Source organism: Streptococcus oralis (assembly GCF_026782345.1).
In the GTDB taxonomy this organism is placed as follows: Bacteria; Bacillota; Bacilli; order Lactobacillales; family Streptococcaceae; genus Streptococcus; species Streptococcus oralis_CK.
In genome coordinates, this window is sequence record NZ_JAKUWI010000001.1 from 703,849 (window position 1) to 725,429 (window position 21,581).

The 21,581-nt window shown below is 41.3% G+C and carries 25 protein-coding genes; 2 read left to right on the top strand and 23 right to left on the bottom strand.

Going from position 1 to position 21,581, the window contains the following annotated elements; all coding sequences use genetic code 11:
- Window positions 1-34: 34 nt before the first annotated feature.
- Genes era through ybeY form a run of 3 tightly spaced genes read right to left on the bottom strand, consistent with a single transcriptional unit; the run spans window position 35 to window position 1,824 of the window.
- Window positions 35-934 (bottom strand): GTPase Era, encoded by a 900-nt coding sequence (era, locus tag MK405_RS03440; protein WP_268704326.1) that lies wholly within the window; start codon window positions 932-934, stop codon window positions 35-37.
- A gap of 16 nt (window positions 935-950) precedes the next feature.
- Window positions 951-1,346 (bottom strand): diacylglycerol kinase family protein, encoded by a 396-nt coding sequence (locus MK405_RS03445; RefSeq protein WP_009730050.1) that lies wholly within the window; start codon window positions 1,344-1,346, stop codon window positions 951-953.
- On the bottom strand, window positions 1,327-1,824 hold the full coding sequence (gene ybeY / locus MK405_RS03450; RefSeq protein WP_268704327.1) for an rRNA maturation RNase YbeY: 498 nt from the start codon (window positions 1,822-1,824) through the stop codon (window positions 1,327-1,329). The genes MK405_RS03445 and ybeY overlap by 20 nt, the downstream gene beginning before the upstream one ends.
- Window positions 1,825-1,928: 104 nt before the next feature.
- On the opposite strand from ybeY, the gene pavA reads away from it, so the two are divergent.
- Complete coding sequence (gene pavA / locus MK405_RS03455) at window positions 1,929-3,584, top strand: Rqc2 family fibronectin-binding protein PavA (RefSeq protein ID WP_268704328.1); 1,656 nt, start codon at window positions 1,929-1,931, stop codon at window positions 3,582-3,584.
- Between the two features lie 199 nt (window positions 3,585-3,783).
- Here pavA and MK405_RS03460 read toward each other — a convergent pair whose 3' ends face one another.
- The 10 genes from MK405_RS03460 to MK405_RS03505 all read right to left on the bottom strand — a co-directional run bounded on the left by MK405_RS03460 (window position 3,784) and on the right by MK405_RS03505 (window position 12,503).
- The gene (locus MK405_RS03460; protein WP_084875403.1) at window positions 3,784-4,515 is read right to left on the bottom strand and encodes an NAD-dependent protein deacylase; all 732 of its coding nucleotides are present in this window, start codon (window positions 4,513-4,515) and stop codon (window positions 3,784-3,786) included.
- Window positions 4,516-4,659: 144 nt separating this feature from the next.
- On the bottom strand, window positions 4,660-5,370 hold the full coding sequence (deoD, locus tag MK405_RS03465) for a purine-nucleoside phosphorylase (RefSeq protein WP_025171735.1): 711 nt from the start codon (window positions 5,368-5,370) through the stop codon (window positions 4,660-4,662).
- Window positions 5,371-5,592: 222 nt separating this feature from the next.
- A complete protein-coding gene (locus tag MK405_RS03470; protein ID WP_084944470.1) occupies window positions 5,593-6,303 on the bottom strand; it encodes a type 1 glutamine amidotransferase in 711 nt (236 codons plus the stop codon).
- Between the two features lie 4 nt (window positions 6,304-6,307).
- Complete coding sequence (locus MK405_RS03475; protein ID WP_268704329.1) at window positions 6,308-7,117, bottom strand: purine-nucleoside phosphorylase; 810 nt, start codon at window positions 7,115-7,117, stop codon at window positions 6,308-6,310.
- Window positions 7,114-7,674, bottom strand: a complete 561-nt coding sequence (locus MK405_RS03480) for a DUF1697 domain-containing protein (protein ID WP_268704330.1) — start codon at window positions 7,672-7,674, stop codon at window positions 7,114-7,116. Before MK405_RS03480 ends, MK405_RS03475 begins: the two co-directional genes overlap by 4 nt.
- A gap of 1 nt (window position 7,675) precedes the next feature.
- Window positions 7,676-8,887 (bottom strand): phosphopentomutase, encoded by a 1,212-nt coding sequence (locus MK405_RS03485; protein WP_268704331.1) that lies wholly within the window; start codon window positions 8,885-8,887, stop codon window positions 7,676-7,678.
- A gap of 23 nt (window positions 8,888-8,910) precedes the next feature.
- A complete protein-coding gene (gene rpiA, locus MK405_RS03490) occupies window positions 8,911-9,594 on the bottom strand; it encodes a ribose-5-phosphate isomerase RpiA (protein ID WP_268704332.1) in 684 nt (227 codons plus the stop codon).
- Between the two features lie 105 nt (window positions 9,595-9,699).
- Window positions 9,700-10,629, bottom strand: a complete 930-nt coding sequence (locus tag MK405_RS03495; RefSeq protein WP_268704333.1) for a peptidase U32 family protein — start codon at window positions 10,627-10,629, stop codon at window positions 9,700-9,702.
- A 124-nt stretch (window positions 10,630-10,753) separates the two neighbouring features.
- Window positions 10,754-11,434 carry an ABC transporter ATP-binding protein gene (locus MK405_RS03500; RefSeq protein WP_268704334.1) on the bottom strand — a complete coding sequence of 227 codons (681 nt, stop codon included), beginning with the start codon at window positions 11,432-11,434 and terminating at the stop codon, window positions 10,754-10,756.
- A gap of 13 nt (window positions 11,435-11,447) precedes the next feature.
- Window positions 11,448-12,503 carry an ABC transporter permease gene (locus MK405_RS03505; protein ID WP_084872935.1) on the bottom strand — a complete coding sequence of 352 codons (1,056 nt, stop codon included), beginning with the start codon at window positions 12,501-12,503 and terminating at the stop codon, window positions 11,448-11,450.
- A gap of 386 nt (window positions 12,504-12,889) precedes the next feature.
- On the opposite strand from MK405_RS03505, the gene MK405_RS03510 reads away from it, so the two are divergent.
- Window positions 12,890-13,174, top strand: coding sequence for a DUF3270 domain-containing protein (locus MK405_RS03510; protein ID WP_084872933.1), 285 nt, complete (start codon window positions 12,890-12,892; stop codon window positions 13,172-13,174).
- 63 nt (window positions 13,175-13,237) lie between these two features.
- On the opposite strand, the gene MK405_RS03515 is transcribed toward MK405_RS03510, so the two are convergent.
- The 10 genes from MK405_RS03515 to MK405_RS03560 form a co-directional block, all read right to left on the bottom strand.
- Window positions 13,238-14,575 (bottom strand): sensor histidine kinase, encoded by a 1,338-nt coding sequence (locus tag MK405_RS03515; protein WP_084872931.1) that lies wholly within the window; start codon window positions 14,573-14,575, stop codon window positions 13,238-13,240.
- Window positions 14,565-15,239, bottom strand: coding sequence for a two-component system response regulator CiaR (gene ciaR, locus MK405_RS03520; RefSeq protein ID WP_000590630.1), 675 nt, complete (start codon window positions 15,237-15,239; stop codon window positions 14,565-14,567). The genes MK405_RS03515 and ciaR overlap by 11 nt, the downstream gene beginning before the upstream one ends.
- Window positions 15,240-15,349: 110 nt before the next feature.
- On the bottom strand, window positions 15,350-17,896 hold the full coding sequence (locus MK405_RS03525) for a M1 family metallopeptidase (protein ID WP_268704335.1): 2,547 nt from the start codon (window positions 17,894-17,896) through the stop codon (window positions 15,350-15,352).
- Between the two features lie 120 nt (window positions 17,897-18,016).
- Complete coding sequence (locus tag MK405_RS03530; RefSeq protein ID WP_268704336.1) at window positions 18,017-18,457, bottom strand: ASCH domain-containing protein; 441 nt, start codon at window positions 18,455-18,457, stop codon at window positions 18,017-18,019.
- Complete coding sequence (locus MK405_RS03535; RefSeq protein ID WP_268704337.1) at window positions 18,454-19,302, bottom strand: putative PEP-binding protein; 849 nt, start codon at window positions 19,300-19,302, stop codon at window positions 18,454-18,456. The genes MK405_RS03530 and MK405_RS03535 overlap by 4 nt, the downstream gene beginning before the upstream one ends.
- Window positions 19,303-19,345: 43 nt before the next feature.
- Window positions 19,346-19,951 (bottom strand): DUF6707 family protein, encoded by a 606-nt coding sequence (locus tag MK405_RS03540; RefSeq protein ID WP_268704338.1) that lies wholly within the window; start codon window positions 19,949-19,951, stop codon window positions 19,346-19,348.
- A 61-nt stretch (window positions 19,952-20,012) separates the two neighbouring features.
- Window positions 20,013-20,384: an Imm51 family immunity protein gene (locus MK405_RS03545; protein WP_000568346.1), complete on the bottom strand. Its 372-nt coding sequence runs from the start codon at window positions 20,382-20,384 to the stop codon at window positions 20,013-20,015.
- Window positions 20,385-20,625: 241 nt separating this feature from the next.
- Window positions 20,626-20,781, bottom strand: a complete 156-nt coding sequence (locus MK405_RS03550) for a hypothetical protein (protein ID WP_268704339.1) — start codon at window positions 20,779-20,781, stop codon at window positions 20,626-20,628.
- 17 nt (window positions 20,782-20,798) lie between these two features.
- Window positions 20,799-21,221, bottom strand: a complete 423-nt coding sequence (locus MK405_RS03555; protein ID WP_033584059.1) for an SMI1/KNR4 family protein — start codon at window positions 21,219-21,221, stop codon at window positions 20,799-20,801.
- Window positions 21,222-21,238: 17 nt separating this feature from the next.
- Window positions 21,239-21,574 (bottom strand): hypothetical protein, encoded by a 336-nt coding sequence (locus tag MK405_RS03560; protein WP_268704340.1) that lies wholly within the window; start codon window positions 21,572-21,574, stop codon window positions 21,239-21,241.
- Window positions 21,575-21,581 lie beyond the last annotated feature (7 nt).

Sequence of the window (21,581 nt, forward strand, 5' to 3'; positions counted from 1 at the left end):
TAAAAACAAGAAGCAGGCATGAGCCCACCTCTACTTAGTATTCTTTTTCATTATAGCCAAAATCAGCCAAATCTAGCTTTTTATCGCGCCAGTTTTTCTTGACCTTGACCCAAGTTTCTAGGAAAACCTTGTCCCCTAGCATGAGTTCGATATCACGACGAGCCATGGTCCCAATTTTCTTGAGCATGGCGCCACCTTTTCCGATGATGATACCTTTTTGACTATCACGCTCCACCATGATGGTTGCACGGATGTGAACCTTGTCTGTCTCTTCATCACGCTTCATGGAGTCAACTACCACTGCAACTGAGTGAGGAATCTCTTCGCGCGTTAAATGAAGAACCTTCTCACGGATCATTTCTGAAACCAAGAAACGCTCAGGGTGGTCTGTGATTTGATCAGCTGGGAAATACTGGAAACCTTCCTCCAGATTTTCACTCAAAATATCCACCAGACGAGATACGTTATTTCCCTGAAGGGCTGAGATAGGAACAATTTCCTTAAAGTCCATCTGGTTGCGGAAGTCATCAATCTGAGACAAAAGCTGGTCTGGATGAACCTTGTCAATCTTATTCACCACCAGAATCACAGGAACCTTGGCAGCTTTCAGACGCTCGATAATCATGTCGTCGCCCTTACCACGTGGCTCATCAGCTGGCACCATGAAGAGAACAGTATCCACTTCACGAAGGGTGCTGTAGGCTGATTCCACCATGAAATCCCCAAGAGCTGTTTTAGGCTTGTGAATTCCTGGTGTGTCAATAAAGACGATTTGCTCCTTATCCGTAGTGTAAATCCCCATGATTTTATTGCGCGTTGTTTGCGCCTTGTCACTCATAATGGCAATCTTTTGCCCCATAACATGATTTAAAAAAGTTGACTTCCCAACATTGGGACGTCCTAAAATGGCTACAAAGCCTGATTTAAATGTCATAATTTCCTCTTAGTGTTTAAAATAGTATATCCCAAATGCGTGGGAGAAAGATAAGTGCACCTGTCACTGCAGCAAAAAGAGAGACCACCAGCACGGCACCTGCTGCCATGTCCTTGGCTTTCTTTGCCAACATAGAAAAGTGATAGTGACTGGCTAAATCCACTACATTTTCAATAGCAGAGTTAATAATCTCAAATGCTACTACCAAGAAAATGCTCATTAGGAGAAAGAGCCATTCGATCCGTGACACCTGAAAAACAAAACCTGCAAGGACGACTACTAGTGCCGTCACTGCATGTTTGCGCATATTACGTTCGTCCTTGATAGCGGTAAAAATACCGGTCAAAGCAAATTCTAAACTAGATACCAGGTCACGATTTTTCCATTTTCGTTTATTGTCTTGTGAGTCCATAGGCTGTCAAAATTTCTTCTTGTAAACCGAACATCTCCGCTTCTTCTTCCGGAGTGTAGTGATCATAGCCATTAATGTGTAAAAAGCCGTGTACTGCCAAGAAGCCCATCTCACGCTCAAAGCTGTGACCGTATTCCTCAGCCTGCTCATGCGCTTTATCGATAGAGATGAACAATTCCCCAATGTAGGCATCAAACTCAGACATCATTTCTGCTAATTCAGGATTTTCAAACAAATCCTCTTCGTCAAAGGCAATGTCCAACTCTGGTTTATACTCAAGGCTGATGACATCTGTCGGACGGTCCGTGTCACGGTACTCGAGATTGAGTTCGTGGCTACGCTCGTTGGTCACAAAAGTGACTGCCATCTCCTTGTCTTCTTTTCCTATTTTTTGGGCTGCAAATTCCAAAATTTCTTGGGTTTGTTGTAAGATTTCTTGTGAAACTTGACCAGTTTCATCTACCATTTCAATATACATGTACTTCTCGATTCTCTTTACTTGGCTTTATTATACCACATTTCCATGATTTTATTCTACCTTTTTGATATAATACTATGGAATACAATCACAAGGAGAGAACGATGTCATTTGACGGATTTTTTTTACACCACATGATTGAGGAATTGCGAAGCGAGTTGGTCAATGGTCGCATCCAGAAAATCAATCAACCTTTTGAACAAGAGTTGGTCTTGCAAATCCGCAGCAATCGCCAAAGCCATCGCCTGCTCCTCTCTGCCCATCCTGTTTTTGGGCGCATCCAGCTAACCCAAACGACTTTTGAAAATCCAGCCCAACCTTCGACTTTTATCATGGTTTTGAGAAAGTATTTGCAGGGTGCCGTGATTGAGTCGATTGAGCAAGTGGAAAACGACCGTATTGTGGAAATCACCGTTTCCAATAAGAACGAAATTGGGGACCACATTCAGGCTACCTTGATTATCGAGATTATGGGTAAACACAGCAATATTCTCCTCGTGGATAAAAGTAGCCATAAAATCCTCGAAGTCATCAAACACGTCGGCTTTTCACAAAATAGCTACCGCACCTTACTTCCTGGATCGACCTATATCGCTCCGCCAAGTACCGATTCTCTCAATCCTTTTACAGTCAAGGATGAGAAACTCTTTGAAATCCTGCAAACACAGGAATTAACAGCTAAAAATCTTCAAAGTCTCTTTCAAGGTCTGGGACGCGATACAGCAAATGAATTGGAAAACATTCTTGTCAGTGATAAACTGTCTACTTTCCGTAACTTTTTCGCACAAGAAACCAAGCCTTACCTAACAGAGACCTCATTCAGTCCAATTCCCTTCGAAAATAGTGTAGGAGAGTCTTTTACCAGTCTCTCTGATCTTCTGGATACCTATTATAAGGATAAAGCCGAGCGCGACCGCGTTAAACAGCAAGCCAGTGAACTCATTCGCCGCGTTGAAAATGAACTTCAAAAAAATCGCCATAAGCTGAAAAAACAAGAAAAAGAGTTACTGGCAACAGACAATGCTGAGGAATTTCGCCAAAAAGGGGAATTGTTGACAACCTTCCTCCACCAAGTTCCCAATGACCAAGACCAGGTTATCCTAGACAACTACTACACCAATCAACCTATCACCATTGCGCTTGATAAGGCCTTGACTCCCAGCCAGAATGCTCAACGCTACTTTAAACGCTACCAGAAGCTCAAAGAAGCCGTAAAATATCTGACTGAGTTGATCGAAGAAACCAAGGCAACTATTCTCTATCTAGAAAGCGTGGAGACCGTTCTCAACCAAGCTGGACTGGAAGAAATCGCTGAAATCCGTGAAGAATTGATCCAAACAGGCTTTATCCGTAGAAGACAACGGGAGAAAATTCACAAGCGCAAAAAACCAGAGCAGTATCTGGCCAGCGATGGCAAAACCATTATCTATGTCGGTCGAAACAATCTTCAAAACGAAGAATTGACCTTTAAAATGGCCCGCAAGGAGGAACTTTGGTTCCATGCCAAGGACATCCCTGGAAGTCATGTCGTCATCTCAGGAAATCTCAATCCTTCTGACGAAGTCAAGACAGACGCAGCAGAGTTAGCTGCCTACTTCTCCAAAGGGCGCCTGTCAAATCTCGTGCAAGTGGATATGATTGAAGTGAAAAAACTCAACAAACCAACTGGTGGCAAACCCGGTTTTGTAACCTACACAGGACAAAAGACCCTCCGCGTTACACCAGACCCAGAAAAAATCGCATCTATGAAAAAATCCTGATTTCAAGTGAATTCAGGATTTTCTTTTACATTTTACTCTGCAATCAAGGTTTCCAAACCAACCTTCATCATATCGGTGAAGGTGTTTTGATTTTCTCAGCCAGTTTTTAATAACTCTAAAAGAGCGAGATAGTGGTCAATAAATGAGATAGTTTTCTCTTTCAAGTAACAAGGTTTTGTTGCTATCTTCTAAAATTCTTTTATTGTCTCAATTTCGAAAAGACTTCCCCAATCTTACCTTCAATGACCAATGTAGCTTGGCTGTCTTGTGGAGTACTGGTTTTATTGATAACGACCAGATTTGTCCCAGAAAAATAGTTTACTAGGCTAGCTGCAGGATAAACAACTAAGGAAGTCCCACCAATAATCAGCAAGTCAGCTTGCCGAATAGCTTGTGCAGCTTGGCTAAAGACATCCATGTCAAGTGATTCTTCATACAAGGTCACGTCAGGCTTGACCACCTTGCCACAGTCTAGGCAGTGGGGAACAGGTCCCTCGAGGGCCAGAAAACCAGTTAAGTTATAGAAACGTTGACAACCTAAGCAGTAATTTCGGTCCGCGCTCCCATGCAATTTAAAGACCTTTTGGGAGCCTGCCATTTCATGAAGACTATCAATATTTTGTGTCACAACAGCCTTTAGCTTGCCTGTCTTTTCCAAAGCAGCTAGATAAGTATGAGCAGCATTAGGCTTGGCTTCTGGATAAATCAGGTATTTCTTATAAAAGTCAAAAAAATCTTCTGGATAGCGCTCAAACATGGTCCGAGAAACGAGTTGCTCTGCCGTAAAATGACGGCCTAACTGATGACTATAAACACCATCTGAACTACGAAAATCTGGGATATTAGACTCGGTTGACACTCCTGCCCCTCCGAAAAAGACTATTCTGTGGCTTTTATCAATCAAATCTTGTAATAGTTCTATTTTATCCATCACATCTCTCCTTAAGCTGGGTTCTAAAAAAGTTGAAAATCAATAGTTGGATTTTCAACTCTTTCTTTATCATTGCTTAGATATTGAAAATAAATCACTTACAACAGTTCTTGTAACTAATGTAATTGAAAATCTATTCTCTGATTACTCTGCAATCAATGTTTCCAATCCAACCTTCATCATATCAGTGAAGGTGTTTTGGCGTTCTTCTGCAGTAGTGTCTTCATCTGGATTGACCAAGCTATCAGAAATGGTCATGATAGCAAGTGCATCGACGTGGTGTTGGGCAGCCAAGTAGTAAAGGGCTGCTGCTTCCATTTCGACAGCTTTAACTCCCCATTTACCAAGTTCGATGTTCTTTTCAAAGTAGTTTGAATAAAAGACATCTGATGACAAAACGTTCCCAACGTGGGTGGTCATACCGAGATCTTTGGCGATATGGTAGGCCTTGTCTAGCAAGTCAAAACTAGCGATTTGTGGGAAATCATACTGTGGCCAGTCGTTGCGAATGATGTTTGAGTTGGTTGCAGCTGCTTGCGCCAAAACCAATTCACGGACGTGGACATCTTCATTCAAAGAGCCCGCAGTTCCCACACGGATCAATTTCTTCACTCCGTAGTCTACAATCAACTCACGCGCATATATAGAAATGGACGGCATTCCCATACCAGTTCCCATGACAGATACACGGTGACCCTTGTAAGTACCAGTGTAGCCAAACATGTTACGCACTTCGTTAAAACAAACAGCATCTTCAAGGAAATTCTCCGCAATAAACTTAGCACGAAGAGGATCCCCCGGAAGAAGAATTTTATCAGCAATTTCACCCTGCTGAGCAGCAATATGGATAGACATAGTTAAGATATAAAGGGCGACAGAGAACAAAGTAAAAATAGGAAACTGACGAAGCATCGCAGATGCTAGACAGTTTATCTTTTTTACACAGTTCTCCGCCCGTATTCAGTTCAACAAATACGGTTTACCCATCCTTTCTTTCTTGATTTTAAATTTAAATATTTTGCAGAACAGTTAGCCCGAGTTTGACTATAACTCAGATACTCTGGATTTCTGTAGTTCCTAGTTTACCAATGAATCTAAAAATGCATACAGTTTTGCATTCATTTCGGAGTAATGATTTTCACGTAATTCTTCTGGTGTTTGAACGAAAGTGAACTTTTCACTTTGCTCCCTTAATTGCTCCTCACCATCCGCAGTAATTAAGAGTTCTACTGCTTCGGGATCAAATTCCAAATGAGCCTGAAAGGCATAATGTTTCGGACTGAAGCGAATAATTTGGCGTGGACAACCTTGACTGGTCGCAAGAACAACAGCATCCTCTGTCAGCCCTGGCATATCACCGTGCCAGTGGCCGGTTTCTAAGTTTTTTCCGAACAAGCTGACGTGAGGATCTGTTAGACCTTGCATCGTCAATGTCACAGGATAAACTCCGATCTCGCGTTCTGGACTATGTTCATACTTCGCACCATAGGCAACAGATAGGAGTTGCGCACCAAGACAGACACCAACAATATAAATATCTGCAGCAATCGCTTCTTTCATAAAAGCAAGCTCAGCCTTTGGATCATAGTATGGGAAGTTTTCTCTATCCTCATCAGGTGATTGAGGACCACCCATAACAATCAGAAAATCAATCCCGTCAATTGTTTCAGGAAGAGGTTCTTTTTCATAAACCTTTGTTGATGTAATGTGATGACCTCGTTCTAGAGCCCATTTTAGATATGCACCTGGAACCTCAAATGTCTCATGTAAAATAAAGTGAACTCTCATGACATTACAATTCTGCAAGAATCGCTTTAAGCAAGCCTTTGAAGTCGCCTTTAACACGTTCAGTCACTTCTACAACCTCTTCGTGATTGAGTTCTTCTTGGAAACCAGCAGCATGGTTAGTGATACATGAAATACCGAGAACTTTCAAGCCTGAGTGAGCGGCTACAATAACTTCAGGAACAGTGGACATACCAACTGCATCTGCTCCCAATGTCTTATAGGCACGGATTTCTGCTGGAGTTTCATAAGTCGGACCTGTTACACCAATATAGACACCTTCATCAAGCTTGATACCAAGTTTCTTAGCCACTTCATGGGCAGTAGCACGGTATTCTGGTGTGTAGGCTTTAGACATATCAGGGAAACGTGGACCAAAGTCATCCAAGTTTTCACCTATCAATGGATTTTGACCCGTCATGTTGATATGGTCTGAGATAGCCATCAAGGTACCAGGTCCATAACCAATACCACCAGCTGCATTGGTTACAATGACACCTTCACATCCGAGAACTTTCATCACACGTACTGGGAAAGTCACGACTTCGAGAGGATTGCCTTCGTAGAAATGGAAGCGACCTTGAAGAGCCAAGACCTTTCGCCCTGAAAGTTCACCATATACCAATTTACCAGCGTGACCGACTACTGTCGAACGGCCCCAGTTTGGAATATCTGCATAGTCTACTACAACTGGATTCTCGATTTCTTCTGCCAATTCTCCAAGACCTGATCCAAGGATTAGACCAAACTCGGGAGATTGGATTCCCTTGTCTTTCAGAAAAGCAGCTGTTTCCTTGATCTTATCTAAAAATGTCATTCTGTGTCTCCCTTATTATTTTTTAGCATTTGACCGATTTTGTCAAAGGTTTTTGCATTGCGAATGGTGATGTTGCAATAAAAAGGTATCTTGAGCAAGTACTTGTGATAGGCAGTTGCATAGTAGGATTCTTCAGAGAATTTCCCCCAAAAAATCCCAAGTCTTCCAAAATGAACCACTTCATCTTTCAGTTCCAAACTTTCAACTTTCTCGATGACTTGATCCACATCCAAGCTCTCCGTGTAGAAGAGGACATCTTTTCGAGCTAGGTCTTTGGTCCACCAATCTGGCAGATTATTCAGCTCTTCTTCATAATCTTCCTGACTCAGCAAAGAAAAGCTCTGAATAAATGGATAATGGATTTCAAAGAAAGCCTCTAACTTTTCAACCAATTGGGCTTTGGGAGCTGTCGAAGTAAAGAAAATGTTGCCACTGTTGATGTAGGTTTCAACCTTTTCCAGTCCCAACTCTGTCAGTTCTTGACGAAGTTGCGCCATGACAACTTTATTTTTCCCACCTACATTAATGCCCCGAACAAGTAAAGCATATCGCGCCATCTTATACCAATTTATCTAAGAAACTTTCCCCAATCATGGCAGTTTCAACACCAAAGTTATCCGCAACTGTCGCTGAGATATCTGCAAAATGTCCAACTGGAATCAAACCGTTTCCTTTAAAGGCAGGGCTGTAAGCTAAAAGTGGAATATATTCACGAGTGTGGTCTGTTCCTGCATAGGTTGGGTCATTTCCATGGTCTGCAGTAATCAAGAGAAGGTCGTTCTCTCTCATAGCTGCGATAATTTCAGGCAAGCGTTCATCAAACTCATGCAAGCAATCACGGTAACCATGAGCATTGCGGCGGTGGCCGTAAAGGGCATCAAAGTCCACCAAGTTTGTGAAGGAGAATCCTTTTTCAAATTCAGCAAGTCCCATCGTCTTCAATAATGTATCAATTCCGTGGCTGTTTGACTTGTTGTGTCCCATGTCATGATTGATACCAGCTCCGTTAAAGATATCGTTGATTTTACCAACAGCGTACGTATCGATACCTGCTTCGTTCAATTTATCCAAAACAGTTGGTGCAAATGGAGAAACGGCTAAGTCACGACGATTTGCCGTACGAGTGAAGTTACCTGGTTCACCAACATATGGACGGGCAATGATACGACCTAAAAGGGCTGGGCGCTCAAGGGTAATTGAACGAGCGTATTCACAGATACGATAAAGTTCATCCAAAGGAATAATGTCTTCGTGGGCAGCAATTTGCAAAACAGGGTCAGCTGAGGTATAGATAATCAACTCCCCAGTTTCCATTTGGCGTGGTCCAAAATCGTCGATAACAGCTGTACCTGAGTAAGGTTTGTTGGCTTCACGAATGACCTTGCGTCCTGAAAATTCTTCGATCTTTGTCAGGATTTCTTCTGGGAATCCGTTCCAAAAAGTATCGAAAGGCTCGGTAATATTGAGTCCCATGATTTCCCAGTGCCCAGTCATGGTATCCTTACCAAGGGAAACTTCTTCCAATTTCGTTACATAACCTGTTGGGTTGCTTTCAGCTGGTACAGTCTTCAGCGGCGTTTCGCGAGGAATATTTCCTAGACCGATTTTAGCCATATTTGGCACATTCAAACCCACTGTTTTGGAAATGTGTCCAAGTGTGTCAGAAGCACCGTCTGGAACTCCTGCATTGACAAAGTTATTGGCATCTGGCGCAGCACCGATTCCCACAGAATCCAGTACAACCAAGTGAATACGATTAAATTTTGACATAGTTTGTCTCCTTATTATGTTGATTAGTTTGCTTTTGTTGAAGTTAAAATCTGAACCCCATCTCGTCCCGCTACGATGACCTTGTCCACCATTTGGTTGAACAAGCCGTGCTCTACGACACCAACGACATGGTCCAATTCTTGCCCGAAGGCAATTGGATCTTCAATGACATCCAAGGCTAGGTCAATGATAAAGTTCTGCATATCGGTCACAAAACGTTGGCCGTCTTTTTCACGGAAACTTGGTTTGTAGCCAGCTCGCTCAAACCGACGAAAGACCTGTTCTCCACCATACTGAACCACTTCTACAGGCAATTTAAAAGCACCTAGTTTCTTGACCAGTTTGCTTTCATCGACCACCCAAATGTATTCTTTTGAGGGCGTTGCGACAACCTTCTCCATCAGAAGGGCACCACCACCACCTTTGATTCCGTTAAACTGACTATCTACTTCATCCGCCCCGTCAACCGTCACATCGACAAAGTCTACTTGATCAATCGACTTGAGCGGGATGTTAAGACCTTCAGCCTGTTTACTGGTCACACTGGAAGTCGTTACAGCAGTAATCTGCAAACCTTCTTCCTTAATCCGACGACCGATTTCTTCTACGAAATAGTAGGCAGTAGAGCCAGTTCCCAGACCGACTACCATACCATCCTTGACAAACTCAGCAGCCTTGATACCTGCCATCTTTTTCAGATTCTCCACTTAAACACCTCCATTAAAGAGCTACTTTTATTATAACATGTATCCGTTTTTATTTCATGAATACACTTGAAAAACCCGAACATTTTTATTTCGGGTTTTGGTGTCCTATTTAACCATATCAGGATCGTAATCATAGAATCCTGTATCAAGGAAACGGTTTTTAGGGTGTAACTTGCGCACTTCCTCATCTAACAAGAAAGCTTGGTCATGGCTGAAATTTCCCTCTTGGATCAAGCTACGCACTTGAATAAAGAGTTTGGCAATTTCTACAAAATTTTGACCTGGGGTGTAGAGACCTTCTAGCTTCCAATGAGTAAAGCCGTGATCCACCAACTCTGTCAATTTGGTCATCAAATCAAGGTCATTGTTGGCAAAGATATGGGTACCATGATTGTCTTCAAAGATAGAGTAATGGCTCTCTGGGTCACTTGGCTCTGCCAAGAAGAGGTCACGTTTACGTGTCTTTTCATCATTGATATGCGTAAAGTTATAGTAGTTTTGTAAGAGCGGACGCTTAGAATGGTGGATGACGCTAGCTCCGTAAACCAAGACTTCAGCAGGAATTGCCAAAATCTCAGGCATCTTGAAGAGCTCGGCAGATGGAATTTCACGCGCCAAAACCGCCTCAGATGCGCCAGCCTTTTGACCCCAGAAGTTAATCTGACGACTGCTTGTCACCATAGTTGAAGCATCGTAGATGGTCTTAAAGGAATAGCCATCACGGTTGACTACGTAAAAAACACCTGCATCCCCAACAGTAATATAGTCTGTCTTGATTTCTTCCAAGAAATCTAGGAAAGGCTTGATACGGTCCATCATATCTTGGTGCATGAGGGCATTAACCGCGACAATCAATTCCTTGCCTGCTTCATGAACCAACTTAGCAATCTCACGCAATTGGTCATGACTAAAAGTCGTTGGCAGACGAAGACCAAAATCTTTCTCACCGACATAGATACGGTCTACACCAGCTTCAAGCAGTTGTTCAACTTGTTCAATACTTTCAGCAGTTGCTGTAATAATAATCTTTTCCATAAGGAAAATTATACCACAATTCTCAAAAATCAGCTATGAATACTAGTAGTTTTATAAAAAGTCAAAGTCTTTTTTAAAGTTTGCAATCAAAAAGTGAACAGTAACTTGTACCATTCACTCTATTTTATGCATGTACTTCTTCAACTAGGTGGCCATCGTTCATGACATAAATACGATCAACCTTATCAAGAAGGCGAGTATCATGCGTAATCATAACAACTCCTCTACCTTGTTCATGGGCAATAGCAGCCAGCATCTCCGTTACTTGGTAAGCACGCTCGGTGTCTAGACTTGCTGTCGGCTCATCTGCAAGAACGATACTCGGATTGTTATAGAGCGCTCTAGCAATCGCGGCACGTTGACGTTCACCACCTGATAGAGCTTTGGGATAATGATTTTGAACTTTTTCCAAATCCAACAAGTCAAACAGCTCTTTTCGATCACTTTTACTATTTTTTCCCTTATCCAGTTTGTCAATCAAATCCAGCTGTTCCTTGACCGTTAGAAAAGGAATTAAGTTTGAAGCCTGAAGAATGAACCCAAACTCTCTAAAACGGAGATCTGTTTTTTCCTTCTCCGTCAAACTGCCTGTTTCCTTCCCTTTGACTAGAATCTTTCCACTCGAAGCTTCCTGTAGTTGTCCTAGAGTTGTTAGAAAGGTCGTCTTTCCAGAACCTGAAGGCCCAACGATAGCTACGAACTCTCCCGCATTTAGCTGAAAATTCGTCTCATGCAGGGCTACGACTTTCATCTTTCCTTCCCCATAGGTTTTTGTCACTTGATTCATTTCTATCAATGTTGTCATACTATTCTCCTTATCACTCTGCAATCGCAGTAATCGGGTCCACCTTTAGCAAGCGTGGAAGTGAAATGACACCACCTAGAAGGGCCATCAAGGAAATTACCAAGCTTAGGACAGAGTAGGCAATCCAACTTGGATAGAAAAAGAAGGTAGCTGGTAAGACTAAAATCACTCCTCCGATTGCCAGCAAGGCTAAAGCAATCCCCATACCAGCTAGGAGGAAGATTTGACAGAATAGAGACCATACAATGGTTTTGATCTGTATCCCTTGAGCTCGCATTATTCCATAAAGACCTAGTTTTTGGATGGTAATGATATAAACAAAAATCCCCACAATCAAGCCTGTGATAACAATCATAGCAAGAATCATCCCTGAAAATACATTAACCTGAGGTGTGTAGCCAGGAATTTTCGATATCATTTTTGGAATGGAAATCTGTTTCAGTCCATCGCCAACCACCTCTATGTCATTTTTCAATACCAAGGCAGAGATGGAACGATTGGCCTTCAAGGTTCCTTGTAAGGTCCAATAAGTTGTCAGACTCGTAAAGACAACAGGCTCGGTGAAAAATTTATTTCCTTGAGTCAAGCCTACGATCTTGTAACTTGCCTCGCTTCCATTAAGCTGAATGGCATCACCTAGCTTTATCCCATAGTTCTCAAAAGACTGATCCACAACAACCTCATCATCTCTTTCAGGATAACGACCCTCCGTCAAACTAGGAGAGATAAAAGAGTCCCAGTCTTGAGCAAAAATGGAAACATTGACCTTTTCACTACCATCGACTAGATTGGTTACAGCAAACATATAGCCCAATGGAGCGGCCTCTTCAGAATTTTTATCCTTGTAGTCCTTTTCAGGAATAAAGGACGCTGTCAAATTATCATTTGCGTAGTCGGATAAAACGACACCCGTTGCTTGCCAATTATCAATAGCTGCTCGGTTGTTTCGCACGAGACCAAGAGCTAGACTGGTCATAAAAAAGACCATAAAAGCGATAAGAAAAATGGTCGTTAAGATCAAACTATATCGAAGTTTGTTTCGTACTATTTCTTTGATAGCAAGATACATGCTTATCTCCTTTAACTTTCCCCCAGAGGTAGCAAGAAGGCCACCCAGTCCAATAGACAGAATCTCTGTCCTTCCATCCATTCAAAACAACTCCTACCTATTCTTTTAAAATGAATCAGGGTAGCAACTCAACAAATCATCTTAGGAAAAAGCCTCAGCTTGCTATCAATTTATATAAGTTATCCTTTCCTTTCTCAGTATATTTATAATAGAGAAGGTCAGGTCATCTGTTTTAAGTGTAACATCCATGCTATCACTTTCTCTAGTGGGTGTCAAGAAGAGTGACTTAGAAGATGATAAGAGACTTTAGTAGTTTTGTAACAATCCTGTAATAATTCTCTGCATAAAAAATGATAAAATAGTTATGTACTGTTAAGGAGAGAATCATGCCCGCAAGAAAATTAGAAGCTTATGAGTTTGAACAAACTCCCGAATCGAATCAAACTCCGCTTTATCAAGACTATACACTGGAAGCTCCTGTTAGCTCCAATTTAAAAGAAATTTTATTTTTTGTAAATATTGCTTGTTTTTGTATTTTTATGGTGTTTTTTAGTTTTATCTTTTTAGCCTTAAAATTGAACACAGCTTTATCATTTGTTGCTGCTATAGGGGCAAGCTTGGCACTCCTCCAACTCCAACGAAAGATCATTAAACGAAAAATTTCAAAATAAAGGTTGGTAGTGGTACCAACCTCTTTTCTAGTTATCAAAAAAGACAGTTATAGAACTGTCTTTTTATTTATTCTTACGTTTGGGAGGAGATTGAATAGCAATCTTAACTTCAAAAATTGTTCCTCTAGGCTTGTTATCTTTAACGGTAATCGTTCCTCGTAAGGCATCAACAATTTGCTTGGCCAAAGACAAACCTAGACCAAAACCGCCTTTCTGACGAGTTCTCGCCTTGTCTACACGATAAAAGCGGTCAAAGATTTTCTTCTTATCGGCAGCTGAAATCCCAATTCCGTTATCCGTTACGGATAGATAGAGGTGGCGATCCGTAGCATGGACCACAAACTCAATTTTCCCATCTTCTTCAGTATACTTAATGGCATTATCAAATAAGATGGTCATGAGCTGTTTTAGAAGCAACTGATCGGTCATAAAAGAACGATAAATCCGATTTTCATACTCAAAAATACGATCATTTTCAGAAGCAATCAACTCATAGTTGGCAAAGGTAGTCTTAAAAAACTGTGGTGATACTTCTGCTATTTCTGGTTTGATTCCATCATCTCGACGTGCAAGGTTGAGAAGATTGGTCGTGAGGAAACGCATGTTGCGAACTTCTTCAAGACTCGAAGCGATACTTTCGCTGGATTCCATAATCGTTGCCTCTGGTTTTCGAAAGAGAGTCTCTAAACGATTTTGTAAAACGGCCAAAGGCGTTCTCAGTTCGTGGCTCGCATTTTCAACAAAGGACTTCTGCTTTTGCATACTTTCCAGCAGAGGTTTGACACTGACACGTGCCAGATAAACACTGGCAATTAAAGATAGGAGCCAGAAACTGGCCATGACCACTACGATTAAATGCTCATGGTTTTGGCTAATCTGCTCAAGCTGACTAGTGTTGATCAAGATTGCCGCATATTTGACATTACTTGAAACAGTGGATGAATTGGTTTCCATCAAGATCATCCGGTAGGTTTCTTCCAGACCGTAGCTATTGACAACTTGGATTTGACGAATGTGATTCAACTCTTTCTTGTCCAGCTTGATCTTATCCAAACCTAAAAAACGATTGCCCAGTAAGAGTTGGTTAAAATCCTTGTCAAAGAGCAAGACTTCCGTATTGGAGCTGACATTGGGTTTGATTTCAGCCTTGCTGGCATCCGCTGTTGCTGGTTGAATATCCTTGACTTCCTCAGTTGCCCGATTCAGGGCTAACTGGATAACCGCTTGGGGACTACTACTAAGAGCTTGGAGTTTTTCATCTACAGAAGTGTAGAGACTCGAGTGCATGACCTGGAGGATAATCAAGGTCATCGCAGAGAAGATCAGGGTGAACACTCCAAAGTTTCGAATAAAATAACTGAAATCATCCGCATACCATGTTTTTTTTAGTTTATTGAACATCTTTTAAAATATACCCGACACTACGCAAGGTTTGAAGATTCTCAGCAAAAGCTGTACCCTTCAGTTTCTTACGAACTTTTGAAACATAGACTTCTACAACGGAAATCGTCGTATCGCTATCAAATCCCCATAGACGGTCAAAAATTTGCGTCTTGGGAAGAATGACATTTTGATTTTGAAGGAAGTAAACTAATAACTCAAACTCTTTTCCGAGTAGTTCTACAGGAGTATCTTCCACTTTCACTTCATTCGTCGAAAGGTTGACGACAATATCTCCATAGGTCAATGTGTTTTCATTAAACTTACCTGAACGTTTGAGAAGGGCTTGGATCCGCATTTTGAGTTCTTCTAGGTAGAAAGGTTTAGTGAGGTAGTCATCCGCTCCAAGTTCAAAACCGTGTCCCTTGTCATCCAAACTCTCTTTGGCAGTCATGATAAGGACTGGTGTTGTAATTCCTTTTTCACGCAATTCTTTCAGAACTTGGAAGCCATTTTTTTCCGGCAACATCAGGTCAAGTAAAATCAAGTCATAGACGCCACTTTCAGCTTCGTAGAGACCTTCTTCTCCGTCAAAAACCTGCATAACATCTGCAAAATCATCTAAAAAGTCAAATACTGAGTTTGACAGGCCTAGGTCATCTTCTACTAATAAGATTTTTATCATCAGAAACTCCTCCTTGCTATGATTATTATACCAAAATTGCCTTAAAAAAAACTCAACTCTCTCTTCTTTTCAGATAGAAAGTTGAGTTTTTTATTTACATTTCGAATGAATTAAGCTTTGCCATATTGAGCTACAACAGCTTCGACTGCTGCTTTCTCACGCTTGATCAAGTCAACACGCGCTGCGATATCCTTGATCCCCATACGAATGTTACGGCTAAGAGCAAGGTCAGAAAGTTGCGGTTCAAAGAATTCCTTGTACTCTGCCAAGCGTTGCTCTGTCTTAAATACATGGGCAGGTAGGATAACAAAGCTATCAAAGCTCATATCCCCACCAAGAGCTGCCTTGATCCAATCCCAGTTTTCACGCGCCCATACCCAAACAGTTTCTTGAGTTGTTTGATGATCTAGGAACTGGTAATACCAAGCAGACAAGTCTTGTGGTTTCACAACAAACTTATCCTTCCATGAGCCAACCAAGGTTTGAATATTGTCAGCATCTGTACTGTAGGCTAGAGCAGCTGCCAACTGGCGTTTGAAAACAGCATCTGTGGCATGAGTGTAGAGGTCCAGATAAGTTGCGACCAAGTTCTTTGTCTCATGGTGTTTCATCTCATTTATGAGAACTTGTGCACGGATGGCTGCTGGAAGTCCTGCAAGGTTCTCCTTATGAGTTGCAAAGATTTGGCTAGCGACTTGACTAGCTCCTGCATCATTGGAGCGAATCATCATAGAGATTGCCAACTGACGAACCAATTCATCCTCATCTGACTCCCCGTCTTTGGCTTCAAAGCCAAGACGGTCATAGTTGTGACGAGCCAATTTAGCAACCAGTGCTTTGAAGGCTGTTTCTGCTTCTGTTCCTTCATCGATAAAGCGCTCAAGGGCAGAAATCACTTGAGAAACAGCTGAAACGACAAGGTAAGATTCTTCCTTAGCAAGTTTATCAAGGACTGGGAGCAAGTCCGCATAAGAAATATGCCCTGCTTCTGCAAGCAGACGACGTTCTTGAACGATTTGCAGTTTGCTTGTGTTATCAAGTGTTTCTAAGTCAGCAAGAACAGCTTCTAACAAGTCTCCTTGATAGTCTGTAATGTAGTGGGCTGTATTTTCAGTGTTGAGACGAAGTGCTCCTTCGTTTTCAGCAAGAAGAGCAGCATAGCCAGGGATTTCGATACTTTCAGTTTCAAGTGTATCTGGTAGACCCTTCCAGTTGCTGTTGAGTGGCACCACCCAGAGACGATTCTTGTCTTCATGCTCACCGATAAAGAATTGTTTTTGTGAAATCTTCAAGACATCATTTTCAACTTTGACAGTGAGAACTGGATAGCCAGGCTGTTCCAACCAAGAATCCATGAAGGCTGCGACATCACGTCCTGATGCCTGACCAAGGGCATTCCAAAGGTCACGACCGATAGTGTTGCTGTACTGGTGTTTTTCAAAGTAGGCATGCAAGCCTTTAGCGAAATCAGCATCACCTAGCCAACGATGAAGCATATGCATGAGACGGCTTCCTTTGGCATAGACAATAGCGCCATCAAAGAGCGTATTGATTTCATCTGGGTGTTTGACTTCGACATGGACAGACTGAACGCCATCTGTCGCATCGCGTTTAAGCGCAGCTGGAACCCCACCTGTTTGGAAGTCTTCAAAGATATTCCAACTTGGCTCGATGGCATCCACACAGACGTATTCCATCATGTTAGCGAAGCTTTCATTAAGCCAGAGGTCATCCCACCATTTCATAGTCACGAGGTTTCCAAACCATTGGTGGGCAAGCTCGTGGGCGATAACAAGAGCTACTTGTTGACGGCTAGCAAAGGTTGAGTTCTCATCGACAACCAAGTACACTTCACGGTAGGTCACAAGACCCCAGTTTTCCATAGCACCAGCTGAGAAGTCAGGAAGGGCGATATGGAGAGATTGAGGAATTGGGTACTCAACTCCGTAGTAATCTTCGTAAAACTCAATCGAGCGAACGGCGATGTCCAGTGAGAAATCAAGGTTAGATAGTGGATGGGCTTTGGTTGAGTAAACACCTACGAGGGTACCGTTTTTAGTTTTAGCCGTTACCCCTTGCAAATCCCCAGCTACAAAGGCCAACAAGTAAGAAGACATGCGAGGTGTTGTCTCAAACTTCCAGATGCCTGTTTCCTTGCGGTTTTCCATATCAATCTCAGGCATATTTGACAAGGCCACTTCACCTTCTGCTTGGTCAAAATGAAGAGCGAGGTCAAAAGTTGCTTTGGCTTCAGGCTCGTCCACACATGGGAAGGCTTCACGCGCAAAATGGCTTTCAAACTGAGTAGACAAGACTTCCTTCTTGACACCATCAACTGTGTAATAAGAAGGGTAAATCCCTGTCATGTTGTCTGTAATTTTTCCTGAAAAGGCGATGACCAATTCAACTTGACCAGCCTCAGCCAATTCGACATGAAGGGCTTCATTGTCATGGTCAACTGTAAATGGACGAGCTTGACCCGCAACTTCTACAGAAGTGATTTCCAAGTCTTTTTGGTGAAAGGAAATACGGTCACTCTGTGCTTGACCAGTAATGGTCACCTTCCCAGAAAAGGTCTTGGTCTCACGACTCAAGTCTAAAAATAAATCATAATGTTCAGGAACAAATTGCGTAATAAAATGTTCAACTGCTTGCATAGTTTTCTCCTATTCTAAGTTTAAGAGTTTTACTCTTCTTCAAACAAACTTATTATATCATGTTTTGCTTAAGAAAAAAGGATTGGACGGTGATTTCCAAAACTTTCTTCCTTTTACATTCTACAGTGGGTAGACCTTGCGAAATTCTTCCAAAACGACCTTGCTATCAGGTGTAAAAGTCAGTCTAGCCTCACTCAGACACTCCGTAAAAAAGGCCTCATGAACCTGGCGCCAATAGTCCAAAGATTTATCCCCCTCACCTTCCTTGTAGGCATGGTCAGCAGAAACTTGATGAAAAGGCTGAACGGAAACCTTGGTAATTTCGACAATGCAGACAGCCTGATCTTGACTGTCTAAAATGACGTCAAAGGTACCTTCTCGCGGAAGAGGTTCGTCTTCTAGTGCATAGAGGTCATAGGCTGATGCAGTTGCCGTCTTTTCACCTTTTAAAACCAAATCTGCCAAGAGATCGGCTTCCACTCCAAAAGCCCAGGCATCTATCTCATCTCCAATCACGGGGTTAATATGCTTATACGCATTCCACATTTCTTGAGGTGTCATGGGTTGCTCCTTTGTAATTTTTTACTTTCTTCTTTTACACGTTTGAGGTGGTCTGGATGGTCAATCTCTAAATCAAAAATCTCTGGAATAGAACTGTGGTGGATAATGCATTTGATACCCATCTGATTCGTTTTTTGTATGAAAGAAGCATTCAGATAGCCTGCTACAGCAAAGTCAATCTTTTTCATCCTTGCTTTATCCTGCATCTGTCTTAGCATATCTAACATTATTGGACTTTCCATATCATGCCATTGACTGTTTCTCACAGTCGAAAAAACAAAGGAAGTCAAATCATTCATTCCAACTACAATCTTTGAAATGCCAGTTTCCAGTATCCTGTCCAAGTCAAAATATGCTGACGGTAATTCAATCATTGTACCGACTTTTCCAGTAAAACCATGCTCACGCAATACTCTAATAGCTTGTTTTAATTGGTCGGCATCATTGACAAAAGGAAAAATAACAGACAGATTGGAATTGGTTTGATAAACTTCTGTAACGACATGTGCCTCAGCCTGAAATTCATTCGGACACGCCAGCAAACGCCTTATCCCTCTATATCCAAACAAGGGATGATTTTCATCAAAATGCTCTTTAATCCCCTCTAAACAATTAGCTTCTGTATTTGTTAACTCTGAAAAACGATACCAAGCCTCTTCATCTGAGTACAAGGAGCAAATGGTATCTAGATAATCTTTTACAAATTGCTGACAACTTGCTAATAGGATGTTTTGATTAAGCTCTCTCAGTAAGTATTCCCCACGAATCATTCCAACTTGATGAAATAGTTGTGGGTAAACTTTTTCATCAATTTGCTCTCCACTAAGAGCCAGTTGGTTTTGCATATCCATTCACCTCTTTCCATCCTTCAAATTTAGCCACACTTCCTCATCCCTTAAAAGGGAAAAGGCTAACAATACCTTGCTCCTTGATAAAGCTTTGTAATCTTTCGATTTGTTCTTCTATTTTAGACTGGATATCCGCCTCGTCCAGAGTTGATTCCGCACTAAACAACTGAAGTTTTAACAAGTCTGCTAAGTAAAGTAAGCGCCATTCAATTTCAGATGTAAAGGTCGAAGCTTGCTCGATTTTTGCAAGCTTTTGTTCCAAAGTATCACCATTCAAAAATCTCTGATGTACTCTCCTTCTTATTTTTCTAGTTGATTCCTCCCCAGAATCTAGTGGACTTAAAAGGAGATTTTGATAGATGGACACCTGATTTTCCGTCTGCTTTTCCATATAGGCCAACAAGACTATCGAACTCTCAACAAAGGTCCAACTATTATAATCTCCTTCAAAGGGAATTTGTAGCAAAATATCTAACAACTTTTTAGCTAGTTCTTTTTGACCATCTAGATAGAGTAAATAAGCAAGGTGATTAAGAGACTCAAGATAGGAACAGTTGGTCTTCATGTGCTTTTTTAAAATCTTTTCTACATAGGGTTTTAAATCAGAATGATTTTCCACTAGCTCAAATACTTCTATCAGCTTCATCTTAACTCCTTTGTGTCTTTTCCCTAGTCAAATATCTAGTAGTTAAAGCTTTTCTAATCAGCTAATCTAACTCTGCTCGACTAAACAAGTCTATCATAGACTCAGAATCGTCGCAAAACTCCTTAAAACCTAAAGCAAATGTTGCTAAGGCATCAATATTGGAAGAATAGGCACAAAACATACTTCCTTCTGGATCAAAGTCAATAGATTCGCTTAATTCAGGCATTTTTTCCTCTAAAAATATCAAAGCAAGAGATGCCCAATCGTATCCATTTCCTTCGAATCCCTCATCTTCCCGAGTGTCGAATACTTCCTGTCTGTATTCTCCATCAGGATAATAAATGAGCGACCCTCGAACACTTTGTGTCTCTTCATCATGGACTAAAAATTTAAAAGGTGAAATTTTTTTATTTACCATTTTGTAATCTATCATTTCTTGACTCCTTACTGTATTCGCTTATGTTTAATAGAACTATGCAAATCCAGCTTAGTTACTAGGCAAAGGGAATAAAAGTATCATGTTGATTATAATAAATTAAGGCATCGACCAAGTATTCAGGGCTTGCGTCTGGCTTTTCATCCAATGCACTAGAAGGACATCTATCAGATGCTCACCATAATATACCAGATTAAGATTTCTCTCTACTACTTCCACAGGGTAGACATCTTTATCATCAACTACAACTAGATAATCCGACACCAAAATAAAGGCTATCGAAAGCCAAATTCCCTTCATCATTGCCATAGAGGCAAAAGTCATCTTGAGTACATTGTTCTAACTTAACTTGCTCTAAAATATCTGCTAATGAAAAGAATTGGTGTTTACGCATGATTGCTCCTTTTATTTCTACTCACCTTCCACAAAACTAGTCAGAAAAGCCTCAAATGAAAGCCATTGACCAAAAATCTCAGCTCTTTCTTCTAAAACATAGTAGTAAACCTTGCCATAATCTTCTTCCCTTAGAGACAGAGCATAGTTTCCAGACCCAGGATCATAGGCAAAATGAAGGAGGTCTTTAGCCTGAAATCCAGCAGGAACAACCTCATCGTCAAACCAGTTGAGGGCCTTCTCCATCTCCTCTAATGAATAAAAAGCATTGAAAGGAAAGAGATGTTTGTCATCATGAACACCAGACACACAAGATTGACCACCATTGTACTTGAGATAAAAGTTTAACATGGCTTCCGGCAATTTCTTTCCAAGGTTCTCCTCAAATTGTAAAAGGTCTTCTCTTGTAATTGGCTCATTCGCATCTGTTGCTCTCAGCATAATTATCCCTCCGGTTTTTATAATCTTTCTTCTAAGACCTTGTCAATAAAGTCATAGACAGTTGCAGAAACTTTTTGCATTTCTAAAGAGCCCAAAGCACCCAAATCATTTTCATAAATGCAATCATCAGCATTTTTCTTGATAAAGTAGGCCAAATCTCCCTCTTGACCAATCATAAAGAAGTCTGGTTCATCTACTTCTATCTGATAGGTCTCATTACGCTCTAAGAGATCCTCCTTAGCATATAAACAGATAACTGAGTCACCAATCTCATAAGGATCCACTTCGTCCCATTCTGATAAAAACTGATAATAGAGGCTTGGTAACACAAATGCGAACTCATCTCTTTTCATAGCTTAC

What these genes read in the sequence shown, in the direction of transcription:
- era (WP_268704326.1), bottom strand. Translation starts at nt 934, where the DNA reads ATGACATTTAAATCAGGCTTTGTAGCCATTTTAGGACGTCCCAATGTT.
- MK405_RS03445 (WP_009730050.1), bottom strand. Translation starts at nt 1,346, where the DNA reads ATGGACTCACAAGACAATAAACGAAAATGGAAAAATCGTGACCTGGTA.
- ybeY (WP_268704327.1), bottom strand. Translation starts at nt 1,824, where the DNA reads ATGTATATTGAAATGGTAGATGAAACTGGTCAAGTTTCACAAGAAATC.
- pavA (WP_268704328.1), top strand. Translation starts at nt 1,929, where the DNA reads ATGTCATTTGACGGATTTTTTTTACACCACATGATTGAGGAATTGCGA.
- MK405_RS03460 (WP_084875403.1), bottom strand. Translation starts at nt 4,515, where the DNA reads ATGGATAAAATAGAACTATTACAAGATTTGATTGATAAAAGCCACAGA.
- deoD (WP_025171735.1), bottom strand. Translation starts at nt 5,370, where the DNA reads ATGTCTATCCATATTGCTGCTCAGCAGGGTGAAATTGCTGATAAAATT.
- MK405_RS03470 (WP_084944470.1), bottom strand. Translation starts at nt 6,303, where the DNA reads ATGAGAGTTCACTTTATTTTACATGAGACATTTGAGGTTCCAGGTGCA.
- MK405_RS03475 (WP_268704329.1), bottom strand. Translation starts at nt 7,117, where the DNA reads ATGACATTTTTAGATAAGATCAAGGAAACAGCTGCTTTTCTGAAAGAC.
- MK405_RS03480 (WP_268704330.1), bottom strand. Translation starts at nt 7,674, where the DNA reads ATGGCGCGATATGCTTTACTTGTTCGGGGCATTAATGTAGGTGGGAAA.
- MK405_RS03485 (WP_268704331.1), bottom strand. Translation starts at nt 8,887, where the DNA reads ATGTCAAAATTTAATCGTATTCACTTGGTTGTACTGGATTCTGTGGGA.
- MK405_RS03495 (WP_268704333.1), bottom strand. Translation starts at nt 10,629, where the DNA reads ATGGAAAAGATTATTATTACAGCAACTGCTGAAAGTATTGAACAAGTT.
- MK405_RS03500 (WP_268704334.1), bottom strand. Translation starts at nt 11,434, where the DNA reads ATGACAACATTGATAGAAATGAATCAAGTGACAAAAACCTATGGGGAA.
- MK405_RS03505 (WP_084872935.1), bottom strand. Translation starts at nt 12,503, where the DNA reads ATGTATCTTGCTATCAAAGAAATAGTACGAAACAAACTTCGATATAGT.
- MK405_RS03510 (WP_084872933.1), top strand. Translation starts at nt 12,890, where the DNA reads ATGCCCGCAAGAAAATTAGAAGCTTATGAGTTTGAACAAACTCCCGAA.
- MK405_RS03515 (WP_084872931.1), bottom strand. Translation starts at nt 14,575, where the DNA reads ATGTTCAATAAACTAAAAAAAACATGGTATGCGGATGATTTCAGTTAT.
- ciaR (WP_000590630.1), bottom strand. Translation starts at nt 15,239, where the DNA reads ATGATAAAAATCTTATTAGTAGAAGATGACCTAGGCCTGTCAAACTCA.
- MK405_RS03525 (WP_268704335.1), bottom strand. Translation starts at nt 17,896, where the DNA reads ATGCAAGCAGTTGAACATTTTATTACGCAATTTGTTCCTGAACATTAT.
- MK405_RS03530 (WP_268704336.1), bottom strand. Translation starts at nt 18,457, where the DNA reads ATGACACCTCAAGAAATGTGGAATGCGTATAAGCATATTAACCCCGTG.
- MK405_RS03535 (WP_268704337.1), bottom strand. Translation starts at nt 19,302, where the DNA reads ATGCAAAACCAACTGGCTCTTAGTGGAGAGCAAATTGATGAAAAAGTT.
- MK405_RS03540 (WP_268704338.1), bottom strand. Translation starts at nt 19,951, where the DNA reads ATGAAGCTGATAGAAGTATTTGAGCTAGTGGAAAATCATTCTGATTTA.
- MK405_RS03545 (WP_000568346.1), bottom strand. Translation starts at nt 20,384, where the DNA reads ATGATAGATTACAAAATGGTAAATAAAAAAATTTCACCTTTTAAATTT.
- MK405_RS03550 (WP_268704339.1), bottom strand. Translation starts at nt 20,781, where the DNA reads ATGCGTAAACACCAATTCTTTTCATTAGCAGATATTTTAGAGCAAGTT.
- MK405_RS03555 (WP_033584059.1), bottom strand. Translation starts at nt 21,221, where the DNA reads ATGCTGAGAGCAACAGATGCGAATGAGCCAATTACAAGAGAAGACCTT.
- MK405_RS03560 (WP_268704340.1), bottom strand. Translation starts at nt 21,574, where the DNA reads ATGAAAAGAGATGAGTTCGCATTTGTGTTACCAAGCCTCTATTATCAG.